Source organism: Hymenobacter armeniacus, from assembly GCF_014699055.1.
Lineage (GTDB): Bacteria > Bacteroidota > Bacteroidia > Cytophagales > Hymenobacteraceae > Hymenobacter > Hymenobacter armeniacus.
This window is the reverse complement of sequence record NZ_JACXAC010000002.1, coordinates 863,383-882,770: the sequence shown is the minus strand read 5'-3', so window position 1 is coordinate 882,770 and position 19,388 is coordinate 863,383. Positions and strand designations below refer to the sequence as shown.

The window sequence follows — 19,388 nt, the reverse complement described above, 5'->3', positions numbered from 1 at the left end:
CCGACAAAAAAAGGGCCGCCCCAGTCGGGGCGGCCTTTGTGCAGCCGAGGCTTATTCCAGCACTACTTTCTGGGTATAGACTTCGGCACCAGCCTGCACACGCAGCGTGTACACGCCGGCGGCCAGGCCGCGGGTGCTGAGCAAGTGCTCGGCCGTGCCCGAGGGCAGGACTTGCGAACGCACCGCCTGGCCCAGGGCGTTGAGCAGCGTGGCCTGGCTGGCGCCGGGAGCGCTCAGGCGCAAGGCCAGTTGGCCGGTGTTGCTGGGGTTGGGGAACACCTGCAGGGCGCTGCTGTTGGTTTGGGCGCGAGCGGCCAGCACGTTGGTAGCGGCAATGGTGAACGCACCGGGCGTGTCGGAGCTGCCGTAGCCGCTCACGGCCACGTAGTAGCGTGTGCCCACCGAGAGGCCGGTCACCGCCACAGGGCCGCTGAAGGCCGTGTTGTTGGCGCTGCTGCCCTGGCAGAATACCTGCGTGAACGGCCCGGCCGAGCAGCTCGGCGACGAATACACGCGCACCGCGCCGGCGGCCGTGCCCGTGATGGTGAAGGTCGAGGTGGTGGCATTGGCCGTGAAGGCAAACCACACGTCTTTGGGCAGCGAGCCGCCCGCGCAGGCCGGCAGCTGAATGCTGGCCTGGGTGCCGGTGGTGGCGCCCACCGTGGTGCCCGACACCGCCGTACTGCCCAGGGCCAGGGCGCCGCAGGGCTCGTCGTTGGCCGGCACGGTGAGGGGCGTGGTGAAGGGGAAAGGACCGGCCAGCGTGCTGCTGCCGTTGAAGCCGCCACAAATCTGCTGCACGTAGAACTGATACGCCGTGGTGGCGCTCAGGCCGGTCAGCGTCGTGGTGTTGGCGGTGAGGCCCGAAACGGTGGTGCCGCCCGTGGCGGGCAGGAAGCCGTTGAGGCCGTAAATCACCGAGTAAGTGCTGCCGGCGGCCAGCGTACCGCTCCAGTTCAGCACGGCCGTGCTGCTGGTGAGGGCACCCGTGCCGAGGCCCGTGGGCGCCGGGCAGTTGGGCACCGGCGAGGCGCAGATGGTGAAGTTGCCGAGCGTGCCCGACGTGCTGTACTCGTTCACGCGGATGTAGTAGGTCGTGCTGGGCGTGAGGTTGCTCAGGTCCAGCACCGGGGCAGCCGTGTTGGAGCCCGTGCCCACGCAGGAAATGTAGGTGAGCGGGCCGGTGCAGGCCGTGCCCGCGTAGGCTCGTACCACGCTGGCCGCGCCGCCCGTCACGGTGATGCGCACCTGCGTGCTGGTGGGGCCGGTGGCCGCCGTGGTGAACTGGAACCACACGTCGCGCGGGGCCGAAATGGAGCCGCAGCCCGTGCCCTGTGCGCCGCCGGCATACACCGTGCTGGGCGTTTGGGTGGCCCCCACCGTGGTGGTCGAAATGGGCGTGCACACGTTGTTGATGGTCAGCACGGTGGCGCCGCAGGGGTCGTCGTTGATTATTTGCGTGGTGAAAGCCACCGGCCCGGCCGTGCCCGAGTTGGCGCCGCCGGCGCAGTTCAGCGTCACGTAAAACTGGTAGGTGGTGCCCGGCGTCAGGCCCGTGATGGTCGTCGAGGGCCCGGTGAGGCCGGTAACGCGGGTGCCGCCCGTGGCGGGGTTGAAGCCAGTGGGGCCGTATACCACGGTGTAGGTGCCGGTGCCGCCCGTGAGCCAGGTCAGCGTGGCGGTGGTAGTTGTGGTGGTGGCCGTGAGGCCGGCCGGCGTGAGGCAGCCCGTGGCCGACTCTAGGATGATGTTATCCAAGCCGATGTCGTTGCTCAGAAAGTCGCCGCGGCCGCGGAAGCGAATCACCGCCGTGGCCGAGGTGCTGCTGATGGGCAGCACCTGCGTCACGAAGCCGGGGCCCGTTACGCCAAAGCCCACCAGGCGGCTGAAGGTGGCGCCGCCGTCGTTGGAAATCTGCACCACCAGCGAGTCGGAGCCCGCCGAGTTGTTGATATCAAAACTCAGGCGCTTGGCGCCGGCCGCGCTCAGGTTCACGTACAAATCGAGCAGGGCCATCACACCTGACTGCGTGTAGCCGCTATGAAAACGCGCCGAGCGCGAACCCTGGCTGGCCACGGGGGTGTAGAGGTAGGAGTTGGGCAACGTCCAGGCCGCGGCGGCGGCGTCATCGTCGCGGCGCCACGAGTTGTTGCCGGTCGCCGGCGAGTTGCGCCACGAGGCGTTGGGCACGTCGCGGGTGTTGCACACATCCAGCCAGGTGCCTTCAAAGCTTTCGATGACGGGCAGCGTGGCGTAGGTGGGCGCCGTGGAGGAAATAGTAACGGGAGTCGAGTTGGCCGATTGCGCGGTGGCGCTGCAGGTCACGCGGGCCCGGTAGAGCGTGGTGGTGGTTTGGCCGGCCACGGTGTAGGTGGCGTTGGTCGCGCCCGTGATATCGGTGTAGGAAGTGCCGCCGTTGGTGGAAGACTGCCATTGGTAGGCAAGGCCGCCATCGGTGGACACGCCGGTGAGCGACACCACAATGCCGGCCGCCGCGCAGGTGTTGGTGGCGGTGGCCACGGCCGTGCCGGCCGTGGGCGCGCTGTTGCACACGGGGTTCACCGACAGGCCCATCACGTTGAGCACGCCGCCGGTGGAGGTTTTATTGAAGGTCACGCTTTGCACCAGCTTGCTGATATTGGCCGGGGCCAGCGTGAACTTGTATTCGTAGAGGCGGGGGTCGGTGGTGTTGTTGGTGATGACGTTGTCGGCGGTGCTGACCCGGCCAATGCCGGCAATGGCCGCCCCCGAGCCACCAAACCAGTCGCCCACCGAAATGGACGAGAAAATCTGGGTGGTGCCGTCGCTGAACGTGACCGTGACGCCCACCGTGCTCACGCCGCTGCCCGACGAGGCCAGCACGTAGAGGTCGCCGGCGGTGCGGGGCGTGGCCAGCGTGAGCGTGCCCGTGGCCGCCGTGGCAATGCGCAGCGAGTTGTTGGCGGTGTAGGAGGCCAGCTGGAAGCTCAGGCCTGGCGTAGCGGCGCTGTTGATGAGGCCCGAAGCCGGCAAGCCCACGGTGGCCGACGCGCCGGCGGGGTTGGTGTAGCCCAGCGCCATGAGGGCGTACGACACGCCATCAAAATCGGCGGTGGTGCGCGTCGCAGCGGCCCCGGAGCCATCGGCCACCACGTCGGCGGTGTAGCCGGTCACGGCCACGGGCACGGGCGCCGCCTGGGCCGCCCCCGCTAAAAAAGCCCCCAAGCCAAGGGCCCGAAGCACTGGCTGGCACGTTCGCGTAAACAGGTTCTTCATAGGAAAAATAACTGGTTAGAATTTTTCCAAATGTAAACGCAAACCCTTCAGGTAATACCCTGATTCAGATGATTTTTAGCCGCTAATTGCCGAATGAATTTCAGGTGAAATTTTGCGCTTTCAATGAAAAATACGCTATTTATTCATTGCAAAATCAAGATGCTGCCGGTTATCAAGCAAAGTTGCTAAGCGAGTCCGCCAAAACTTGTCTTTTTGGCAATTTGAAAAACTGCTCAATCATGCGGAATGACCTAATATTTTTAGGGCAATTGTCCGCAGAACCGCCCTTATGTGTAGAAGTCCCCTCTTTTATCTGACGCATCATCCAGCCAAATCTAGGATTCTGCTCCAGACTCCATAAAAAATGAAGGGCCCTGATTCCGTATTTGGAACAAGCATCCGCCCTCGGCTGGTATCCGACAGGCCCGCTTTATCCCCCACGCTTATTTTCTGGTCATGCTGACGACCTTTTTGCTCACGCCGGCGCCCAGTTCCAGCGCCTGTTTGGCTTTGCTCGCGTCGGTACGGGTCAGGGTTATTTTCTGCGCTTTTTCGGGGCCGGACACGCGCAGCAGCACCGCCGCGCCGGGCGCGTAGCCGATGCCGTCGAGGGTGATGTTGCGGCTGTTGTGTACTTCCATCACCGGGTCGGTTTTGGTGGGCAGCAGGGTCACGTTGGTGAGGTTGATGCGGTCGGCCTCGATGCACACCAGGCCCTGCTCGCTGCGCAGCACCGCGTTGCGGACGCTGATGTCCTGAATGGCCATTTCGGGCAGGCCGCGCACCAGGATGCCGGTTTTGGCGCCGTTGCAGGTCACATCCGAGATGTATATTTTGCGGAATTGGGGCGTGCCTTCGTCCACGGGCTTGGGCGGCGAGGCCGGGCGCTCCTTCGAGCCGGGCACCTGCGGGCTGGGGTCCTTTATCATGTAGTACATGTCGAAGAGCAGGGCCTCGTTGAGAATGTCCTTCATGGTGACGTGGTCGATGAAGATGTTTTCGACCACGCCGCCGCGACCGCGCGTGGTTTTGAAGCGCAGCCCAATGTCGGTGCCAATGAAAGTGAGGTTGGAGGCGTAGATGTTGCGGGCGCCGCCCGACATTTCGGAGCCGATGACGAAGCCGCCGTGGGCCCGATACACCGTGGTGTTGCGGATGAGAAAGTTTTCGGTGGGCACGCCCCGAGCCCGGCCCTGCTCGTTGCGGCCGCTCTTGATGCAAATGCCGTCGTCTCCGGCCGTGAAGGTGCAGCCTTCCACAAGGCCGTTGCGGCACGATTCCAGGTCCAGGGCGTCGGTGTTGGGGCTGTAGGGCGGGTTGATGACCTGCACGTTGCGCACCACCACGTCGTCGCTCAGCAGCGGGTGCACCGTCCAGGCCGGCGAGTTCTGGAACGTGACGCCCTCAATCAGCAGACGCTTGCAGCCATCCAGCACCAGAAAATCGGGCCGCAAGTAGTCCTTGATGTCGGCAAAGTCGTCGATGTTCTGCTTTTCGGGTGTGAGCACACCGGCTTCTTTCACGGTGGTGCCTTTCAGGGCCTGGGCGGTGGGGTACCACCGGTCCTGCTTCTCGTTGAGCATGCCGCCCGAGGCCACCAGCTTTTTCCAGTCGCTTTCCGGGGTGCGGGCCTTTTGCACCATCCACCAGGCCTCGCCGGCCCCGTCGAGGATGCCGCGGCCGGTGATGGCCACGTTTTCGAGGTTTTTGCCATAGATGAGCGGCTGGTTGCGCACGGCGGCCAGGCCCTCCCAGTTGGTTTTGATGAGCTTGTAGTCGGCCATCTTCTCACTGAACTGCACCAGTGCGCCGGTGGCCACGTGCAGGTTCACGTTGCTTTGGAGCTCGATGGGGCCGGTGCGCCACTGGCCGGGCGGCACCAACACTACGCCGCCGCCCTTGGCCGCGCAGGCCGCAATGGCCTGCTGGAAAGCCGCCGTGTTGGTGGTCTGGCCGTCGCCGACGGCTCCGTATCGGGCAATGGAAAAGGTATCGGCACGAAAGGCCGTGGTTTTCACCGGCGGCAAGGCCACGCGGGTCTGGGCCGCGGCGGCATGCGTCAACAAAACGGCGAGGCCGAGGAGAAAGGATTTGGTCATCGTTGGCGGGGTGTGGCGTGGACTCTGCGAGTCCGCGCCTGGCGGGTGGAAAGGGCGCGAAGCCGACGCGGACTCGCAGAGTCCACGCCACAACACTACGGCATTTTTTGCAGGCCTTCCCACTCCACTTTCCAGTTTTTGGGAATGCCGGGGTTGGGTTCTTTGCAGCCGTCGTAGCCGGCGCACATGAGGGCCACGGCCGCGAGCAGGCCGCCGTTGCCGGGCAGGTAGAGCGGCAGGCGGCCTTCCTGGTAGTTGTGGCCGTTGGGCAGGTAGGTGTTCTTCTGCACCTTCATCAGCAGGGCATCCACGGCTTTTTCGGGCAGGCCGAGGCGGGTGGCCGTCATCGACGTCATCGGAAAGTCCCATCCCCAGGTGTCGTTCCAACTCCAGTCGCGCCACACCAGGTCGAAGGTGCGGCGCATGGTGGCGGCGTCCTGCTGGCCGGTGGCGGGCAGCACGCCCAGCGCTGCCAGCACCGAGGGGTGGTCGGTTTTGAATTCGGGGTTGGTGTAGGAATCGGGGGCGCTTTCGGTGGCCAGGTACACGCCGTTGGCTTCGGGCAGCTTGGAGAGTTTGGCCAGCACCTCGTCCCACTTCGCATTGCGCGGCTGGCCCTGGCGCTCACGCCACTTCTGGGCAATGTCGAGGGCCCAATGCCAGTACACCAGCTCGAACGTGGGGTTGAAGGTTTCTTCGGCCTTGAACCGCTCCTGGGCCGGAATCACGCCCTTGCCGAGGATGTACCGGTCTTTTTCCTGCTCATAAAATGGGAACGAGGCCATGAACTCGGCCGTCTGCGCCACCCGCTCCTGGTAGAGCTTCAGCGTGGCCGCGTTGGGATGGGCGCGGTAGGCTTCCTCGGCGAAGTAGATGGTGTGTGGCTGCTGCCACAGCAGAAACGCGCCCACCGATGATGGCCCTTCCTCGCCCCAGGGGTCGGTCATTTTCTGCCAGCGCCAGCCGGCGTAGCCCTGGCGCTGCGCAATGCCCCGGGCCACGGCCTGCACGTCGGGCCGGGCGTACCAGGTGAGGCTGCGTTCCAGAATTTCGGGGCGGCCCCAGAGGGCGAAGTGGGCCGCGTGCCACCAGTGCATTTCGAGGTGCGGGCGGCCGTACCAGCTGTTGAGCAGCAGGCCCGTTTCCTGGGGCGGCTGCGAGCCAGCGTTGTGGATGCGCGTGAGGTATTGCGAGAGCACCACGCGGCGCTCCAGCTCCTTAGCGCGCGGGTCGGGCGTGCCGCCGAAATCGACGGCGCCGCCGCTGTGCCAAAAGGCGGCCCACTGCTGGCGGCTGCTGGCCAGCGTGGTGGCAAACGTGGGCGCCGAGGCATGGGATTTGAGCGGCGTAAACTGGCAGCTGAGCTCCAATGTGGCGCTTTGCCGGCCGGGCGTGAGCACAAATTCGTGGGGCCTCCCCGCGGCCAGCGTGGCCGGCTGGGCCCAGCTCAGGGCCACAAAGTAACGCGTGGTATCGAGCCGATGAGACACCAGCGCGCGGCCGGGCTTCTGCTCCGCAATGGCCGACTGGTGCTGTTCCGGGTGCGAGTAGTCGACTGCCATATCGGCCCACCCGGCCGTGGGGAAGGGAAAGCGCAGGGCCACTTTCAGCCGGCCTGCTTTCAGCAGTTCCGAGCTCACGCGCACCGCCACCGCGTCCTGCCCCTGGTGCCCCACGGTGAGCACGTCTACGGCCGCGCCTTCCACCGTGAAATGGCTCTGGATTTCGCCCGTCCAAGGGTTCAGCACCTGCTCGATGTTTTTGATGTCCCGAACGCCGGCCATCTGGCCGTTTTTCTTCAGCATGACAAAGCCCAGGTTGCCCAGCTGCAGGCGGTGCGGGTTGGCCCGGAAGTAGTCCACGGCCTCTTTGTTGCCGGGCGTTTTCACCTGCACCGCGTAGCTCACGGGGCGGCCGTTGAGGGTATAAGTGCGCAGGCTTTGGTTGAATTTATAGTTCTCCTTGTTCGGAAAACGATGCCAGCCCCACTCTGACTCCGTGCCCAGCGGCAGGCCTTTTTCGTAGTGCTGCGGAAAGGTCTGGAGGCCGGTAAAGTCGGTGGTAAAGGCAAACCGGCCGTTGCCGACCGACAGCGAGTTGAGCGAATCGGTAGTGGTGACCACGACCTTGTGGCGCTCCACCACGGCCTGCCGGTTGATGGGCGCCGACTGCGCGGCGGCCCAGCCCGGCGCGGCCGCCACCAATCCAATTAGGAAAACGCGAAGCGAAATTTTCATAGAAACAGGAATTAATTGCGGGCCAGCGTCACGCTCATCAGCCCGATTACCACGTCGTTGGCCAGGGCCCGCACGGTGAGGCTTTTGAGCTTTTTGGCCGGGTTGAGGGGCAGCTCCAGCACGGTGGCCGCGCCGCCGTCGATGGCGCGGGTGCTGAAGCCTTTGATGCTGGTGTACTGGTTGAAATCCTGGGTGATGAGGCCGGTTTTGAGGTGGATGCGCCAGGGTTTGGGGGCGCCGGTCTGGAAGGCGAAACCGTCGTCGAGCAGGTCCTGCTCGATGGGCCACCAGTTGTCGGGGTTGCGCAGGGGCAGCGTGGCGGTGCTGCCGTCGGTGTAAGTGACGGTGACTTCGCCGTTCACCAGCTGGCTTTGCATGGGGTTGGTGCTGCCGGCCATGAGCAGCACGATGCGACTGGCGCGGCCACGCAGCGGCATGATGGCTTGGCGCGGGTAATTATTCCATTGCGACACGAAAAGAATGTTCCTGATGCCGGGCCCGGGAACGCGCAGCGGCGTGCCGGGCGTGCGGAGCGGCACGCCGCTGGGCAGCCGCACCTCGCCTTTTTCCCCCGCCAACTGACGCAAGCCAGCATCGTCAATGTTGGCCTTCGTGAGCGGGTAGCACCAGTTGCCGATGCCCTGGGTGGGCAACGCCAGCGTGGCCGTGTTGGCGCGCGGCACAAGGTAAGGGCGCTGAAAAATCTGCGTCACTTGGTCGTTGAAGGCGGCGCTGAGGTCGACGGTTTCCCATTTGGCGGCAGCGGTTTCTAAAGCAGCATAAACCGCTTTCGTGGGTCTGGCTATGTTTAGGTTCAATGGCTCCCACCACGTGAGGGCACCTTGCCGGAGCTGCACAAAGGCGGTGCGCGCCCCAGGCTCCCCTCTTACCTGGGCCGTCAGGCCGTGCTCGGTGGTTTTGGGCTGACGCAGCACTTGCTGTGGGTCGAACACCTTGACGATGGTGGCCTTGGGGAAATCAACATTCAGCGACTCACCGGCTGCGTATTGGTCCTTGCTAGTGGCCGCGTCGGGCGCCTCGCCCCGCCACTGAATTTCCACCACGTATTTCGCCGCCACCGCGCTGCTGATTTCAATCACCGGCCGGCCCACGGCCGTGTCCATGGTGCGCCAGGGCGCGGGCTGCCCGTTCACCAGCACGGCTTGCACCTCGGCGGCGCGGGCCTGCACTTGCAGCTGCAGCTTCAGGGGCTTGGCGAAGGCGGGCGTGATGGTGTAGGTGTCGCGCTGATTCTGACGCTTGAACGCAAACGCCACATTGGGCACGGTCAGGGCCGCCTCGTTCCAGGCGGCGGGCAGGCCCGGGCGCACGCGCAGCGTACCGTGCAGGGCATCGGGCACGATGCCGAACAGCCCTTCTACCAATGAGCGGGCGGCTACCCCGATGGGGTCGGCAAAGTCGCGGTACAGCTCGCCGCGGTTGGCGTCGTAAAAGGAAATCTGCTGGAAGTTGCCGGGGCTGCTGCCCAGGTACATGCTTTCGAGCAGGGCGCTTTTCCAAAGCAGGAAAGCTTCTTCCGGGCGGCCGCCCTGCCAGTTGGCCAGCGTGGCGTGCAGGTTTTCGGCCAACGCCACGTTGTTCAGGGACCAGTCGTAGGGCTGCCAGTTGGTGGTTGAAAGCAGGTAGTAGCCGGCCTCGGGCAGGCCGGTGGCGCGCACCGGAATGTGCGGCAATTCGGCATCGACGTAACGGGTGGCCTGATAGGCCTGGAACGCATCGGGCACCTCCGAATCGAGGGCGTGGTAGATGGTCCAAAGTCCGGCGGCCGGGTGCACGGTTTTCAGGCCCAAGGCATCCTGGTATTCGGCATACCAGCCCTGCGCAGGTAGCCACAGCCGGCTTTGCAAGGCCTGGTGGATGCGGGCGGCCTCGTCGCGGTAGGGCGCGGCGTTTTCGCCCAGCAGCCGGGCCAATTCGGCGGTCTGACGGTTGGCGTAGTAGTTATAGGCCGAGCTGTGGGTGACCGCGCCGCCGCTGTACTGCAGCGCATCGGACGCCCAAATGGCGGCGTAGGCGTCGTAGAGGCCGTCGCCGTCGGGGTCGAAGTTGCGCTTCTCCCAGGCCAGGTGGCGCTGCAGCACGGGCCACATCAGCCGGGCGAACGTGAGGTCGCCGGTCCAGCTGAAGTGGCGCAGCAGCTCGTCGATGAACACCAGGTTCATGTCGTAGTGATGCGGCCGAAAATCCCCGCCCGGGTTGCGGCTGATGTAGCCTTCGCTGAACACGGCGGTGCCCAGCTTCTCCAGCTGCCGGGCCAGGTGCAGGGCCGTGTCGGGCGTCACGGGTCCCTTGGGCGGCTTGGTGAGCTGCGACTTGGCGTAGGCGCCAAAGTGCAGTTGGGCGCGGTCGTGCCAGCCCAGCGGGTCGGCGGCGTAAGGTCCGCGCCAGCCGTTGAGGCGCATGCGCCAGGCCACGGCGCCGTGCATGTACGAGGGCGATTCCCAAATGGCATCGGCGGCCACGGCCAGCACCCCGCCCAGGGTGTTGAGGTAGGGGTCGGGCGTGCTGATTTTCACGCGGCCCGCCAGGGCTACCCGGGCCGCTTCGGCGCGGGCAAAAGCGGCCGGGAGGGCCGCATAAGCCGGGGCCGGTTGCGCCTCCTCTTTTTGCACCGCGAAGTATAAATCCTCGCCCCCGCGCACCGGCACCGCTCCGGCCGCTGCTGGCGTAGCCGACGCTTGCGATGCGAAAAGCTGCTGCGGCGTCTCCTGCTGCGCGGCATCGGCCACGTGCGTTTCGGACGTGGGCGGCACCACCCCCAGCAGCGCCTGGGGCGGCGCGGGAACCGCCCCCGATTTGGCAGGCAGGCGGTAGCTGAGCGTAAACGTGTTTTTCTTCAGCGCAAACGTGTTGCCCTGGCAGTACTCCGGCTTGAGGTAAAAGCTCGATTCCGGGTCGGCTCCAATGTCGCCGTCGCGGCTGAATTTTCGGCCCGTGGCGCCGCCAAACGCCCACAACAGCCGCACCCGGCCGGCGGGCACGTTTTCAAACCGCGCCTTCACCACCACGCCTTCGGCCTCGGCCATCGCCAGCACTTCAAGGTGCAGCCGGCCGGCGCCCAGCAGCGGGTCGCTGATGTCGTAGAGCATCAGGCCCGGCCGGTAGCGGGCCGTGATATTTTCGGCCGCAATCAGCCACTTGCTCCGGCCGTTGGCCAGCAGCCCGAACTTCAAATTCCCGCCCATGCCGGGCAGGTAGAGGGCAAAATCGGGCAGGTCACCGGCCTCCACACGAAAGGCCGTGTTGGTGCCGTAGAGGGCGCGGGTGAAGCGGTGTGTGCCGTTCGTTATGACGAAATCCTGGCCCTCGGGACGGTAGCGCAGGGTGCGCGGCTGGTTGTGCCAGAGGGCGGGCGGCGGGGCGGGCTGGGCGTGGGCGGCACAGCTGAGCAGGAGCAACAACGTCACTAACGCCGACCTCACCCCCTGACCCCCTCTCCAAAAAAGAGGGGGCACCGGACTTGCGCAGTATAGAATCGTTTTCACACAACGGTGCCCCCTCTTTTTTGGAGAGGGGGTCAGGGGGTGAGGTTTCCCAACCGCGCAAGTAGCATCGTTGAATTGCATAAATCCTATGGCGCAGGCGTCCCGGCCGGCGTTTCGTACACTTCTACTTCCACCAGCCCCAGCGTGCCGGGCGGGCCAGCCTGGTCGGTGGCGGGGGCCGCTTGGGTCGCTTCCAGCTCGGTGATGTTGAAGGCGTCCTGGGCCTGGGTGGCGCCGGCTAGCTCGATGCGCACCGTCTGGCCCGTGCGGGGCGAAAATACGGCCGTAAAATAACCCAGGCTGCGCTCGGTTTTCCCGCTGAACACCTCCTGCCCGTCTACCAGAATGCGAATAGGATAGGTGCTGTTGCGCCAGCCTGTGAGCTTCATGGCCACCTCGCTGACGGGCGCCGGCCGGGCCAGGCGGTACTCTATCCAGGGCCGGGCGTCGCGGCGGGCCGAAATCCACTCCGACAATTCGTTGTCGTCAACGCTCAACGCGGCGTTGGCGGCGTTGGAATTGGCCGTGACGTCGGCAATAGGTACCGTCAGCCGCGACACGGTGAAGGCTGGCCCGGCCGGCGTGGGCCCGCGCCCCAGTTGCACCGGCAAACCGGCGCCGGGCAGCTGCGGGCTCAGGCCATTTTCTACCAGCACCGGCTGCGATTTCAGGCTGACCGTAGCCGGTTTCAGGCCCTCCGAAGCGGCGGTGATGGTGATGGTACCGGCCTGCGTGGTGCTACGCACCAGCGCCCGGTTCACGCCGCCTTCCACGGGCAGACTCTTGCTCAGAATGTAGTTGCCGGGGCCTTGTGCCAGGCCGCCGCGCCACTCGGCCGGGCCGCTGAGGGTGAAGTTGACTAGGTTCAGGGCCGTTGGGCAGCGGCGCCCCTGGGCATCGACCACTTCCACCTCCACCAGGGCCAGGTCGGCGCCGTCGGCGTGCAGGCCGCGCGGGCCGGTGGTGGGCGTGAGGCGCAGGGCGGCCGGCGGGCCGGCGGTCTGGTGCTCGGCTTCGCTCACTTTTTGGCCAGCGGCGTCGTAGCTCACGGCGCGCAGGGTGCCGGGCTGCCAGGCCACCTTCGGGAAAGTGAACAGAAAGCGGTACTGCGGCTGCCCAAAACCCAGCGACTTGCCGTTGAGGAACAGCTCCACCTTCTCGCCGTTCGATACCACGTCCACGTTTTTCACCGTGCCGGCCGGGTAGTTCCAATGGCCGATGAGGTGGGTGCGGGCGTGCTCGGGCTCCACCCAGCCGTCCCACATCACTTGATGGGCAAAGTATCCGTCTTTGGCAATGCGCAGGGCATCAACCTCGCCGCTGCGGCGGTAGTTTTCCTCGCCGCGGTAGTGGGTGTTGGTGTCGCTGAACACGATGTTGACGCCGCCGGCGCTGCTGCGCGTGCCGGTGCCGGGCCGCTCGTGCCAGTAGTCGTACCAGCGCCGCACGTCCTCGCGGGCCTGCGAGTCCTGGTTGCGGTTGTAATCCGAAGCATCGGCGCCCTTGTAGAGCGGGCCGGCGCCGTCCTTGTGAAAGGGCGGGCTCAGCTCGTCCCAGTACTTGCGCAGGGCCTCGTCGCGCGAGTATTCCATGGCCCACAGCGGCTTGGTGGCGCTTTTGTTGATGTAGAGCATCTCGCCGCCGTACTCGGCCTGCGGAATGTCGAGCATCTCGCGCGAGCCGATGGCGCGGCCGCCGTGCGGGTCGTACTGGTCCCGGATGGCCTTCAGCTCCTGCATGTGCGCGGCGCTGATGCTCTCGTTGCCGCCTTCGTAGAACAGGATGCTGGGGTTGTTGCGGTTGTAGACGATGGCGTCGCGCAGCAGCTCCAGGCGCTGGCCCCAGCGGCGGTCGGCCACGTCTTTTTCGGCGTCGCCGGCGGGCATGGCCTGGGGCAGGCCCACCCGGTCGCAGCTTTCGATGTCCTGTTTCCAGGGCGTCACGTGCATCCAGCGCACCAGGTTGGCGTTGCCGGCCACCATCAGGCCGTTGCTGTAGTCCGAAAGCCAGGCGGGCACGCCCAGGCCCACGGCGGGCCACTCGTTGCTGGTGCGCTGGGCGTAGCCGTGCACCTGCATCACCCGGTTGTTTAGCTTGATGTGGCCGTGGGCAAATTCGGTTTTGCGAAAGCCGGTGCGGGTTTTCACCTCGTCGACAACCTGGCTGTTGACAAGTAATCGGGTCGAAACCGTGTACAAATACCCGTAGCCCCAGCTCCAGAAATGCAGCCCCGCCAGCCGGCCCTGAGCCTGCACCGTCTTCATCTCACCCGGCTGCATGGTGGTTTTGCCGCCTTTGAAAGTGCCCACGGTTTTGCCCGTGCCATCGGTGACCACGGCTTCAAAGGCAAAGGTGCGGGCGGCCGAAAACTCGTTTTTCACCTGCGCCTCGGCCACCACGGTGGCGCGGCCGGCGGCCACGTCGAAATCCTGCGCATACACGTACACGCCGGTGGTGCCCAGCGCCGAGAATAGCGGCAGCGTCTGGTGCAGCGGGCTCGTCACGTGCAGAAACACGTTTTTCGGGATGCCGCCGTAGTTGGCGTTGAAGTTGCGATTGCTCCACTGGAACGTGGTGCCGGTGGCGCGCTCCTTGTAGTCCCAGTCGTTGTCGGTGCGCACGGCCAGCACGTTGTCCTGGGGCGCGGGCTTCAGGTAGGGCGTCAGGTCGAAGCCCACGGCCATTACGCCGTTTTCGTGCAGGCCCAGGCGCTGGCCGTTCAGCCAGAACTCGCCGGCCATGCGCACGCCCTCGAACTCGACAAACACCTTCTGGCCCGCCGCGCCGGCCGGCAGCCGGAAGTGCTTGCGGTACCAGGCCACGCCCGTGCTCACGTCCTTGATGTCTTTGCTGAAGGCCTCGTCCTCGTTCCAGGCGTGGGGCAGCGTCACGGTCTTCCAGGAGGCATCGTCGAAGGCGGCGGCTTCGGCACCGGGCGCCTCCCCCACCCGCACCTGCCAGCCGGGATTGAGGCTGAGCCGGGCGCGCGGCGGGGCCGGGGCGCCGGCCGCGGGCTGCAAGCTGCCGCAGCCCAGCAGCACCAGCGCCAGCCGCCACCACAGGCACACGGAAACAGATGGCCGAAACGTCATGGGGGTGGGAAGGAAAAGTGGAGGAACGCAAATGAAAGCCGGCGGCCCGCGGGTACCCTCCTGTACTGTGGGGTAAGCCGCCGGCTGCCGGCAAGGCCACACGCAACTGCGCCCGGCTTCGGCCCCGCAAAGGACCAAAACCGGGCGCAGGGCCGCCGCTAACGCAGCGGCTTAGTAGCCGTCGTTCTGGGTGTAGAGGCCGGGGGCCGAGCCCAGCTCTACCTGCGGCACGGGTAGCAGCAGCAGGTTGGCCGTGATGGGGCGCACAATCTTGTTGTTCGGCGGCGGGGCGTCTTCGCGGGCGGCCCAGGCGTTCATCGTGGTCAGGGCAAGGCCCGAGCGCATGAGGTCGTTCCAGCGCAGGTTTTCGCCGGCAAACTCGCGGCGGCGCTCCTCCATGAGGGTTTCCAGCGTGAGGGTGGTGAGGGCGGGCAGGCCAGCGCGGGTGCGGATGGGCGTGAGGCGGGCCGCCGCCGTGGCGGGCGTGCCGCCAATGCCGCGCACTTCGCACTCGGCCTTCATCATCAAGATGTCGGTGTAGCGCAGCACGATGTAGTTGGTGCCCCAGTCGGTGCGGCTGGTGCCTTTGCCCGCCGTGTTTAGGTACTTCTTGTAGAAGGGACGCAAGTCGGTGGTGCCGGCGTTGGTGTAGCCCTGCTGAATGGTGGCGGCGCGGCGGGTGTCGGTGGCGGCAAACGACACGTTGTTCAGGTCGTTCGACACGGGCTTGATTTCGACCGAGCCGGCCGAAAACGGCAGGGCCAGGTTGCCGGCGCTGGTCGAGGTGTAGAAAGCGTCCGGCACCACCACGTTCATGAACGACGAGCCCAGCGTGCCCAGGCCGTTGGAGATGTACTGAATGTCGAACAGCACCTCCGAGTTGTTCTCGTTGGTGGGCGAGAAAATGTTGGCGTAGTTGGTTTGCAGCGAGTAGGCCGCCGACTGCGGCGTGCCCGTGCGGTTGATGAGCTCGTCGAGCAACGCGTTGGCTTTGTCGTACTCGTTGCTGTTCAGGCCCGGGCCTTTGATGCCGTAGTCGGGGCCCGACTTGGTGAGGTACATCAGGGCCAGCAGGCCTTTGGCGGCACCGTTGGTGACGCGGCCCACGCCCGAGGTGAGGCCAATGCCGCTGCCCGTGTAGGAGGCCGGCAGCACGCTGATGGCCGCTTTCAGGTCGGCCTCAATCTGGGCGTACACGGCGGCCACGTCGGCGCGCGGAATCTTGGCCACTTCCTGCGGAATGAGCGGCTTGTCAATCACCGGCACCCGGCCAAACTTGCGCACCAAATCCATGTAGGCAAACGCCCGGATGAACCGGGCCTCGCCCTCGTAGCGGGCCCGCAGCGAACCCGTCACGGCCCCATTCTGGGCCAGCTGGTCGAGCATGGTGTTGGCCCGGAAAATGGTGGAAAAGTTCGAGGCCCAGGCATCGGCCACGTAGGGGTTCACCACCAGCAGCGCGGCCGAGAAGTTGTTCACGGGGTCCCAGTCGCGCGAGCCGATGGAGCTCACGGCAAACATGTTGTCGGAGCGCAGCTCCGAGAGAATCACCTCGCGGTCGGGGAAGCCGCGCAGCGAGTTGTACACGGCCGACATGGCCTGGTCGAAATCGGCCGCCGTCTTATAAAAGTCCGGCACCGAGCCGTTCGAAATCGGGGTTTGCTCCAGGTCCTTTTCGCAACCACCCAGGGTCACCAGCGCACAGGCCAGGGAGATGCCGAGAAATATCTTTTTCATGGGAATTTTGAAGAAAGGCTTACTCTTGACCGTCATGCTGAGCGCAGCCGAAGCATCTCGCGTGCAGCAGTAATTACTGTAGTCGCAACGAAGCGGGAGAGATGCTTCGGCTGCGCTCAGCATGACGGCCTTTTCCGCACAGTTCGCAATTAATTAAAAAGTGAGGTTGAGGCCGAGCACGAGGGTTTTGGCCAGCGGCAGTCCGCCGTAGTCCGAGCCCGAGATGAAGGTGCCGGTGTTGCCCGTGTTGAGGGCGTCGGGGTTGAGGCCGCCGTAGTACTTGTCCCAGCCAAACCAGTTTTCGGCCGTCACATACACGCGGGCGCCCTGTGCCACGCGCTTGTTGATGAGCAGGCCCAGGTCGTAGCCCAGCGTGATGGTGCGCACGCGGTAGTAATCGGACGAATACAGCCAGTCGGTGTTGCGGATGAAACCGAAGTTGCCGGTGGCTTTGCCTTTCACGCCGGCGCCGGGGTTCTCGGCCGACATCCACCGGTCGCGGACGCGGCCCAGGGCGTTTTCCTTGTAGCCCACGCTGGTGCGGTCGATGGCGCGGCCCAGCGTCGAGTAGATGGAGCCGCCGTACTGGCCCTGAATCAGGAAGCTCAGGTCGAAGCCTTTGTAGCGCAGCGTGTTGGTGAGGCCGAAAGTGTAGGTCGGGTTGGGGTTGCCCACCACCTGGCGGTCGTTCACGTCAATCTTGCCGTCCTTGTTGTAGTCCTCGTAGCGGGGGTCGCCGGCGGTCTGGTTGCCGAAGCGGGCGGCGCCGCCGTCGATGTCGGCCTGGCTCAGGATGCCGATTTGCTTCACCACGAAGATGCTGTACACGGGCAGGCCCACCTGCAGGATGTTGCTCTCGGTGTCGAGGCCGTTGGGCACGTAGATGGTGGCGTCGCCGGGGCCCAGGTGCACCACTTTGTTCTCGTTGTGACTCAGGTTAAAGGAGGTCGTCCACGAGAAGGCGCCTTCCAGGTTGCGGGTGTTCAGCTCCAGCTCCCAGCCGGTGTTGCGCACCTCGCCGATGTTGTCGAGGTTGGTGCCGAAGCCGGCGGCCGTGAGTACGGGCACGTTCAGCAGCAGGTCGAGGCTGTTCTTGGTGTAGTAGTCGAACGAGGCCGTGATGCGGTTTTTCAGCACGCCGAAGTCGGCGCCGAAATCCACGGTGCGGTTGCGCTCCCATTTCAGGCGCGAGTTGCCCACCTTGTTGGGGGCCTGGCCGGGGGCGATGAGGCCGCCAAAGGTGTAGTTGGTAATGCCCAGCGTGGCAATGCTGGAGTAGTCGCCGATGGAATTGTTGCCGGAGTAGCCCAGGCTGGCGCGCAGCTTCAGGTCGCTCAGGAACCCAACCGACTGCAGGAAAGGCTCCTGCGAGATGCGCCAGCCCGCCGATACGGCCGGGAACACGCCGGCCCGGTCTTCGGAGCCGAAGCGCGACGACGCGTCGCGGCGCACGCTGGCCGACAGCAGGTACTTGCCATCATAAGAATACTGCAGGCGGCCGAACGTCGAGAGCAGCACGTTTTGCGAAGCCGTGGGGCCCGAGGTGGTGATGGCCACGGCGCCGTTGAGGGTACGCACCGTGTTGTTCACGAAGCCGCCCGACGACGAAGCGCTGTTGTTGTCGAGGCGCGAGAAGTTGTAGGAATAGCCGCCCAGCAGCGAGAAATCGTGCTTGCCCAGGGTGCGGCTGTAGGTGGCCGTGTTTTCGTTCACCAGGGTCTGGCGGCGGTAGGTGCTGTACGAGCCGCTGGCCAGCGAGGTGGATAGGTTGCGGGTGGGCGGGGCGTACGAGTTAGAGGTCGACTCGTTGTTGTCGAAGTTCAGCGAGGAGCGCAGGCGCAGGCCGCTCACGGGCTGGTACTCGCCAAACACGGTGCCCAGCGTGCGGTAGTTGCGAGTGTCGCCCTCAAAGTTGTTAATCACGGCAATGGGGCTGGCCGTGCTCACGCCCCAGCGGTAGGCCTCGTTCTTGCCGTAGGCGGTATTCACGCCGGCCGTGTCTTCCACGATGGGCGTTTCGGACAGCAGCTGGTGGAAGCGGTTGTCCTTGCCCTCGATGCCGGGGTCTTTCGAAATAGAATACGTGGGGTTGATGGTGAGGCCGAACTTGAGCTTGTCGTTGGCCTTCACTTCCACGTTGGCGCGGGCCGTGAAGCGCTTATAGCCCAGGCCCAGGGCAAAGCCCTGCTGGTCGTTGTAGTTGCCCGACACGTAGTAGTTCACGTTGTCGGTGGCGCCGGAGGCGCTCACCTGGTAGTTCTGGCTCACGCCCGTGCGGTAGAGCTCGTCCTGCCAGTCGATGTATTTCAGGCCGGGGTGGCCGGGCAGGGCCCAGCGGTCGTCCAGCATCAGGTCGGGGTTCACGTTGTTGCCGGTCAGGCCCAGAATCTGGCGGCGCTGGGCCGTGGTCTGGTCAGCGGTGCGGCCCGTGCCCGATTTCACCCAGTTGTTGTTGATGATTTCGGTGGCGCGCGCGGCCCATTCTTCGCCGCTCAGCAGGTCGAGCTTCTTGGCCGCCCGCGAGCCGCCCACGTAGCTGTTCACGCTGATTTGGGGCTTGCCCGAGCGGCCGCGCTTGGTGGTGATGAGCACCACGCCGTTGGCGGCCCGCGAGCCGTAGATGGCGGCCGCGGCGGCGTCTTTCAGCACCTCAATCTTCTCGATGTCGTTGGGGTTGATGTTGTCGAGCGGGTTGCCGCTGCCGAAGCGGCCGTTGGCGCTGGCGCCCACGTTTTCGAGCGGAAAGCCGTCAATCACATACAGCGGCTCGTTGCCGGCCGAGATGGAACCCGCGCCGCGCACCTGAATGCTGAACGGACGGCCGGGCACGCCCGAGGTCTGCTTCACCTGCACGCCGGCCAGCTGGCCCACCAAGGCCTGGTCGACGCGGGCAATGGGCCGCTCTTCCAGCTTGCGGGCGTCCATGGTGGCAATGGCGCCGGTCACGTCGGCCCGCTTCTGGGTGCCGTAGCCCACCACCACTACCTCGTCGAGGCTCTTGGTGTCGTCGGCCAGCTTCACGTTAAAATCGCCGGGGCCGGAGAAAGCCCGCTCCTGGGTTTGGAAACCGATGAAGCTAAACACCAGGGTGCCGGGCTTCTCGGGTACCGACAGCGAGAACGACCCGTCGGGGTTGCTGGTGGTGCCCAGGGTGGTGCCTTTCACCACCACCGTCACGCCGGGCAGGCCTTCGCCCTTGGGCGAGGTCACCTTGCCGGTGAGCTGCCAGTCGGCCACTAGGCGCCGCGTGGCGGCGGGGTGCGCTGGCGCAGCCGCCACCACCGGCCCCGTGAGCAGAAGCAGTGGCACGCAAGCCGCAAGCCGCAAACGTTGCCAAGAGTAAAAAGTATTCATGATGTGGGAATTGGGTGAGACTTTTAACTTAACTCGAGGGGTGGAGGGCGGAACCTGGGCCAAACTTAGAAGCCTGGTGAGCCCTTACTCTCCTGTAGACTACTGGTT

General features: G+C 65.3%; 7 protein-coding genes. All 7 read right to left on the bottom strand.

Translation table 11 applies throughout. From position 1 onward, the window contains the following. Positions 1-51 precede the first annotated feature (51 nt). Positions 52-3,255: a fibronectin type III domain-containing protein gene (locus IC234_RS08090; RefSeq protein ID WP_190923336.1), complete on the bottom strand. Its 3,204-nt coding sequence runs from the start codon at positions 3,253-3,255 to the stop codon at positions 52-54. Between the two features lie 443 nt (positions 3,256-3,698). Beyond that, on the bottom strand, positions 3,699-5,354 hold the full coding sequence (locus tag IC234_RS08085) for a glycoside hydrolase family 28 protein (RefSeq protein WP_190923335.1): 1,656 nt from the start codon (positions 5,352-5,354) through the stop codon (positions 3,699-3,701). A gap of 95 nt (positions 5,355-5,449) precedes the next feature. Beyond that, positions 5,450-7,591, bottom strand: a complete 2,142-nt coding sequence (locus IC234_RS08080) for a hypothetical protein (RefSeq protein ID WP_190923334.1) — start codon at positions 7,589-7,591, stop codon at positions 5,450-5,452. Between the two features lie 11 nt (positions 7,592-7,602). Further along, positions 7,603-11,019 carry a DUF4450 domain-containing protein gene (locus tag IC234_RS08075; protein ID WP_317173341.1) on the bottom strand — a complete coding sequence of 1,139 codons (3,417 nt, stop codon included), beginning with the start codon at positions 11,017-11,019 and terminating at the stop codon, positions 7,603-7,605. 164 nt (positions 11,020-11,183) lie between these two features. Further along, positions 11,184-14,189 (bottom strand): glycoside hydrolase family 2 protein, encoded by a 3,006-nt coding sequence (locus IC234_RS08070; RefSeq protein WP_190923332.1) that lies wholly within the window; start codon positions 14,187-14,189, stop codon positions 11,184-11,186. A gap of 171 nt (positions 14,190-14,360) precedes the next feature. Next, positions 14,361-15,926, bottom strand: a complete 1,566-nt coding sequence (locus IC234_RS08065; protein WP_190923331.1) for a RagB/SusD family nutrient uptake outer membrane protein — start codon at positions 15,924-15,926, stop codon at positions 14,361-14,363. Positions 15,927-16,079: 153 nt separating this feature from the next. Continuing rightward, the gene (locus tag IC234_RS08060) at positions 16,080-19,235 is read right to left on the bottom strand and encodes a SusC/RagA family TonB-linked outer membrane protein (RefSeq protein ID WP_190923330.1); all 3,156 of its coding nucleotides are present in this window, start codon (positions 19,233-19,235) and stop codon (positions 16,080-16,082) included. Positions 19,236-19,388: the final 153 nt, after the last annotated feature.

Excerpts from the sequence above, each read along its gene's own strand:
- IC234_RS08090 (WP_190923336.1), bottom strand. The coding sequence starts at position 3,255 with ATGAAGAACCTGTTTACGCGAACGTGCCAGCCAGTGCTTCGGGCCCTT.
- IC234_RS08085 (WP_190923335.1), bottom strand. The coding sequence starts at position 5,354 with ATGACCAAATCCTTTCTCCTCGGCCTCGCCGTTTTGTTGACGCATGCC.
- IC234_RS08080 (WP_190923334.1), bottom strand. The coding sequence starts at position 7,591 with ATGAAAATTTCGCTTCGCGTTTTCCTAATTGGATTGGTGGCGGCCGCG.
- IC234_RS08070 (WP_190923332.1), bottom strand. The coding sequence starts at position 14,189 with ATGACGTTTCGGCCATCTGTTTCCGTGTGCCTGTGGTGGCGGCTGGCG.
- IC234_RS08065 (WP_190923331.1), bottom strand. The coding sequence starts at position 15,926 with ATGAAAAAGATATTTCTCGGCATCTCCCTGGCCTGTGCGCTGGTGACC.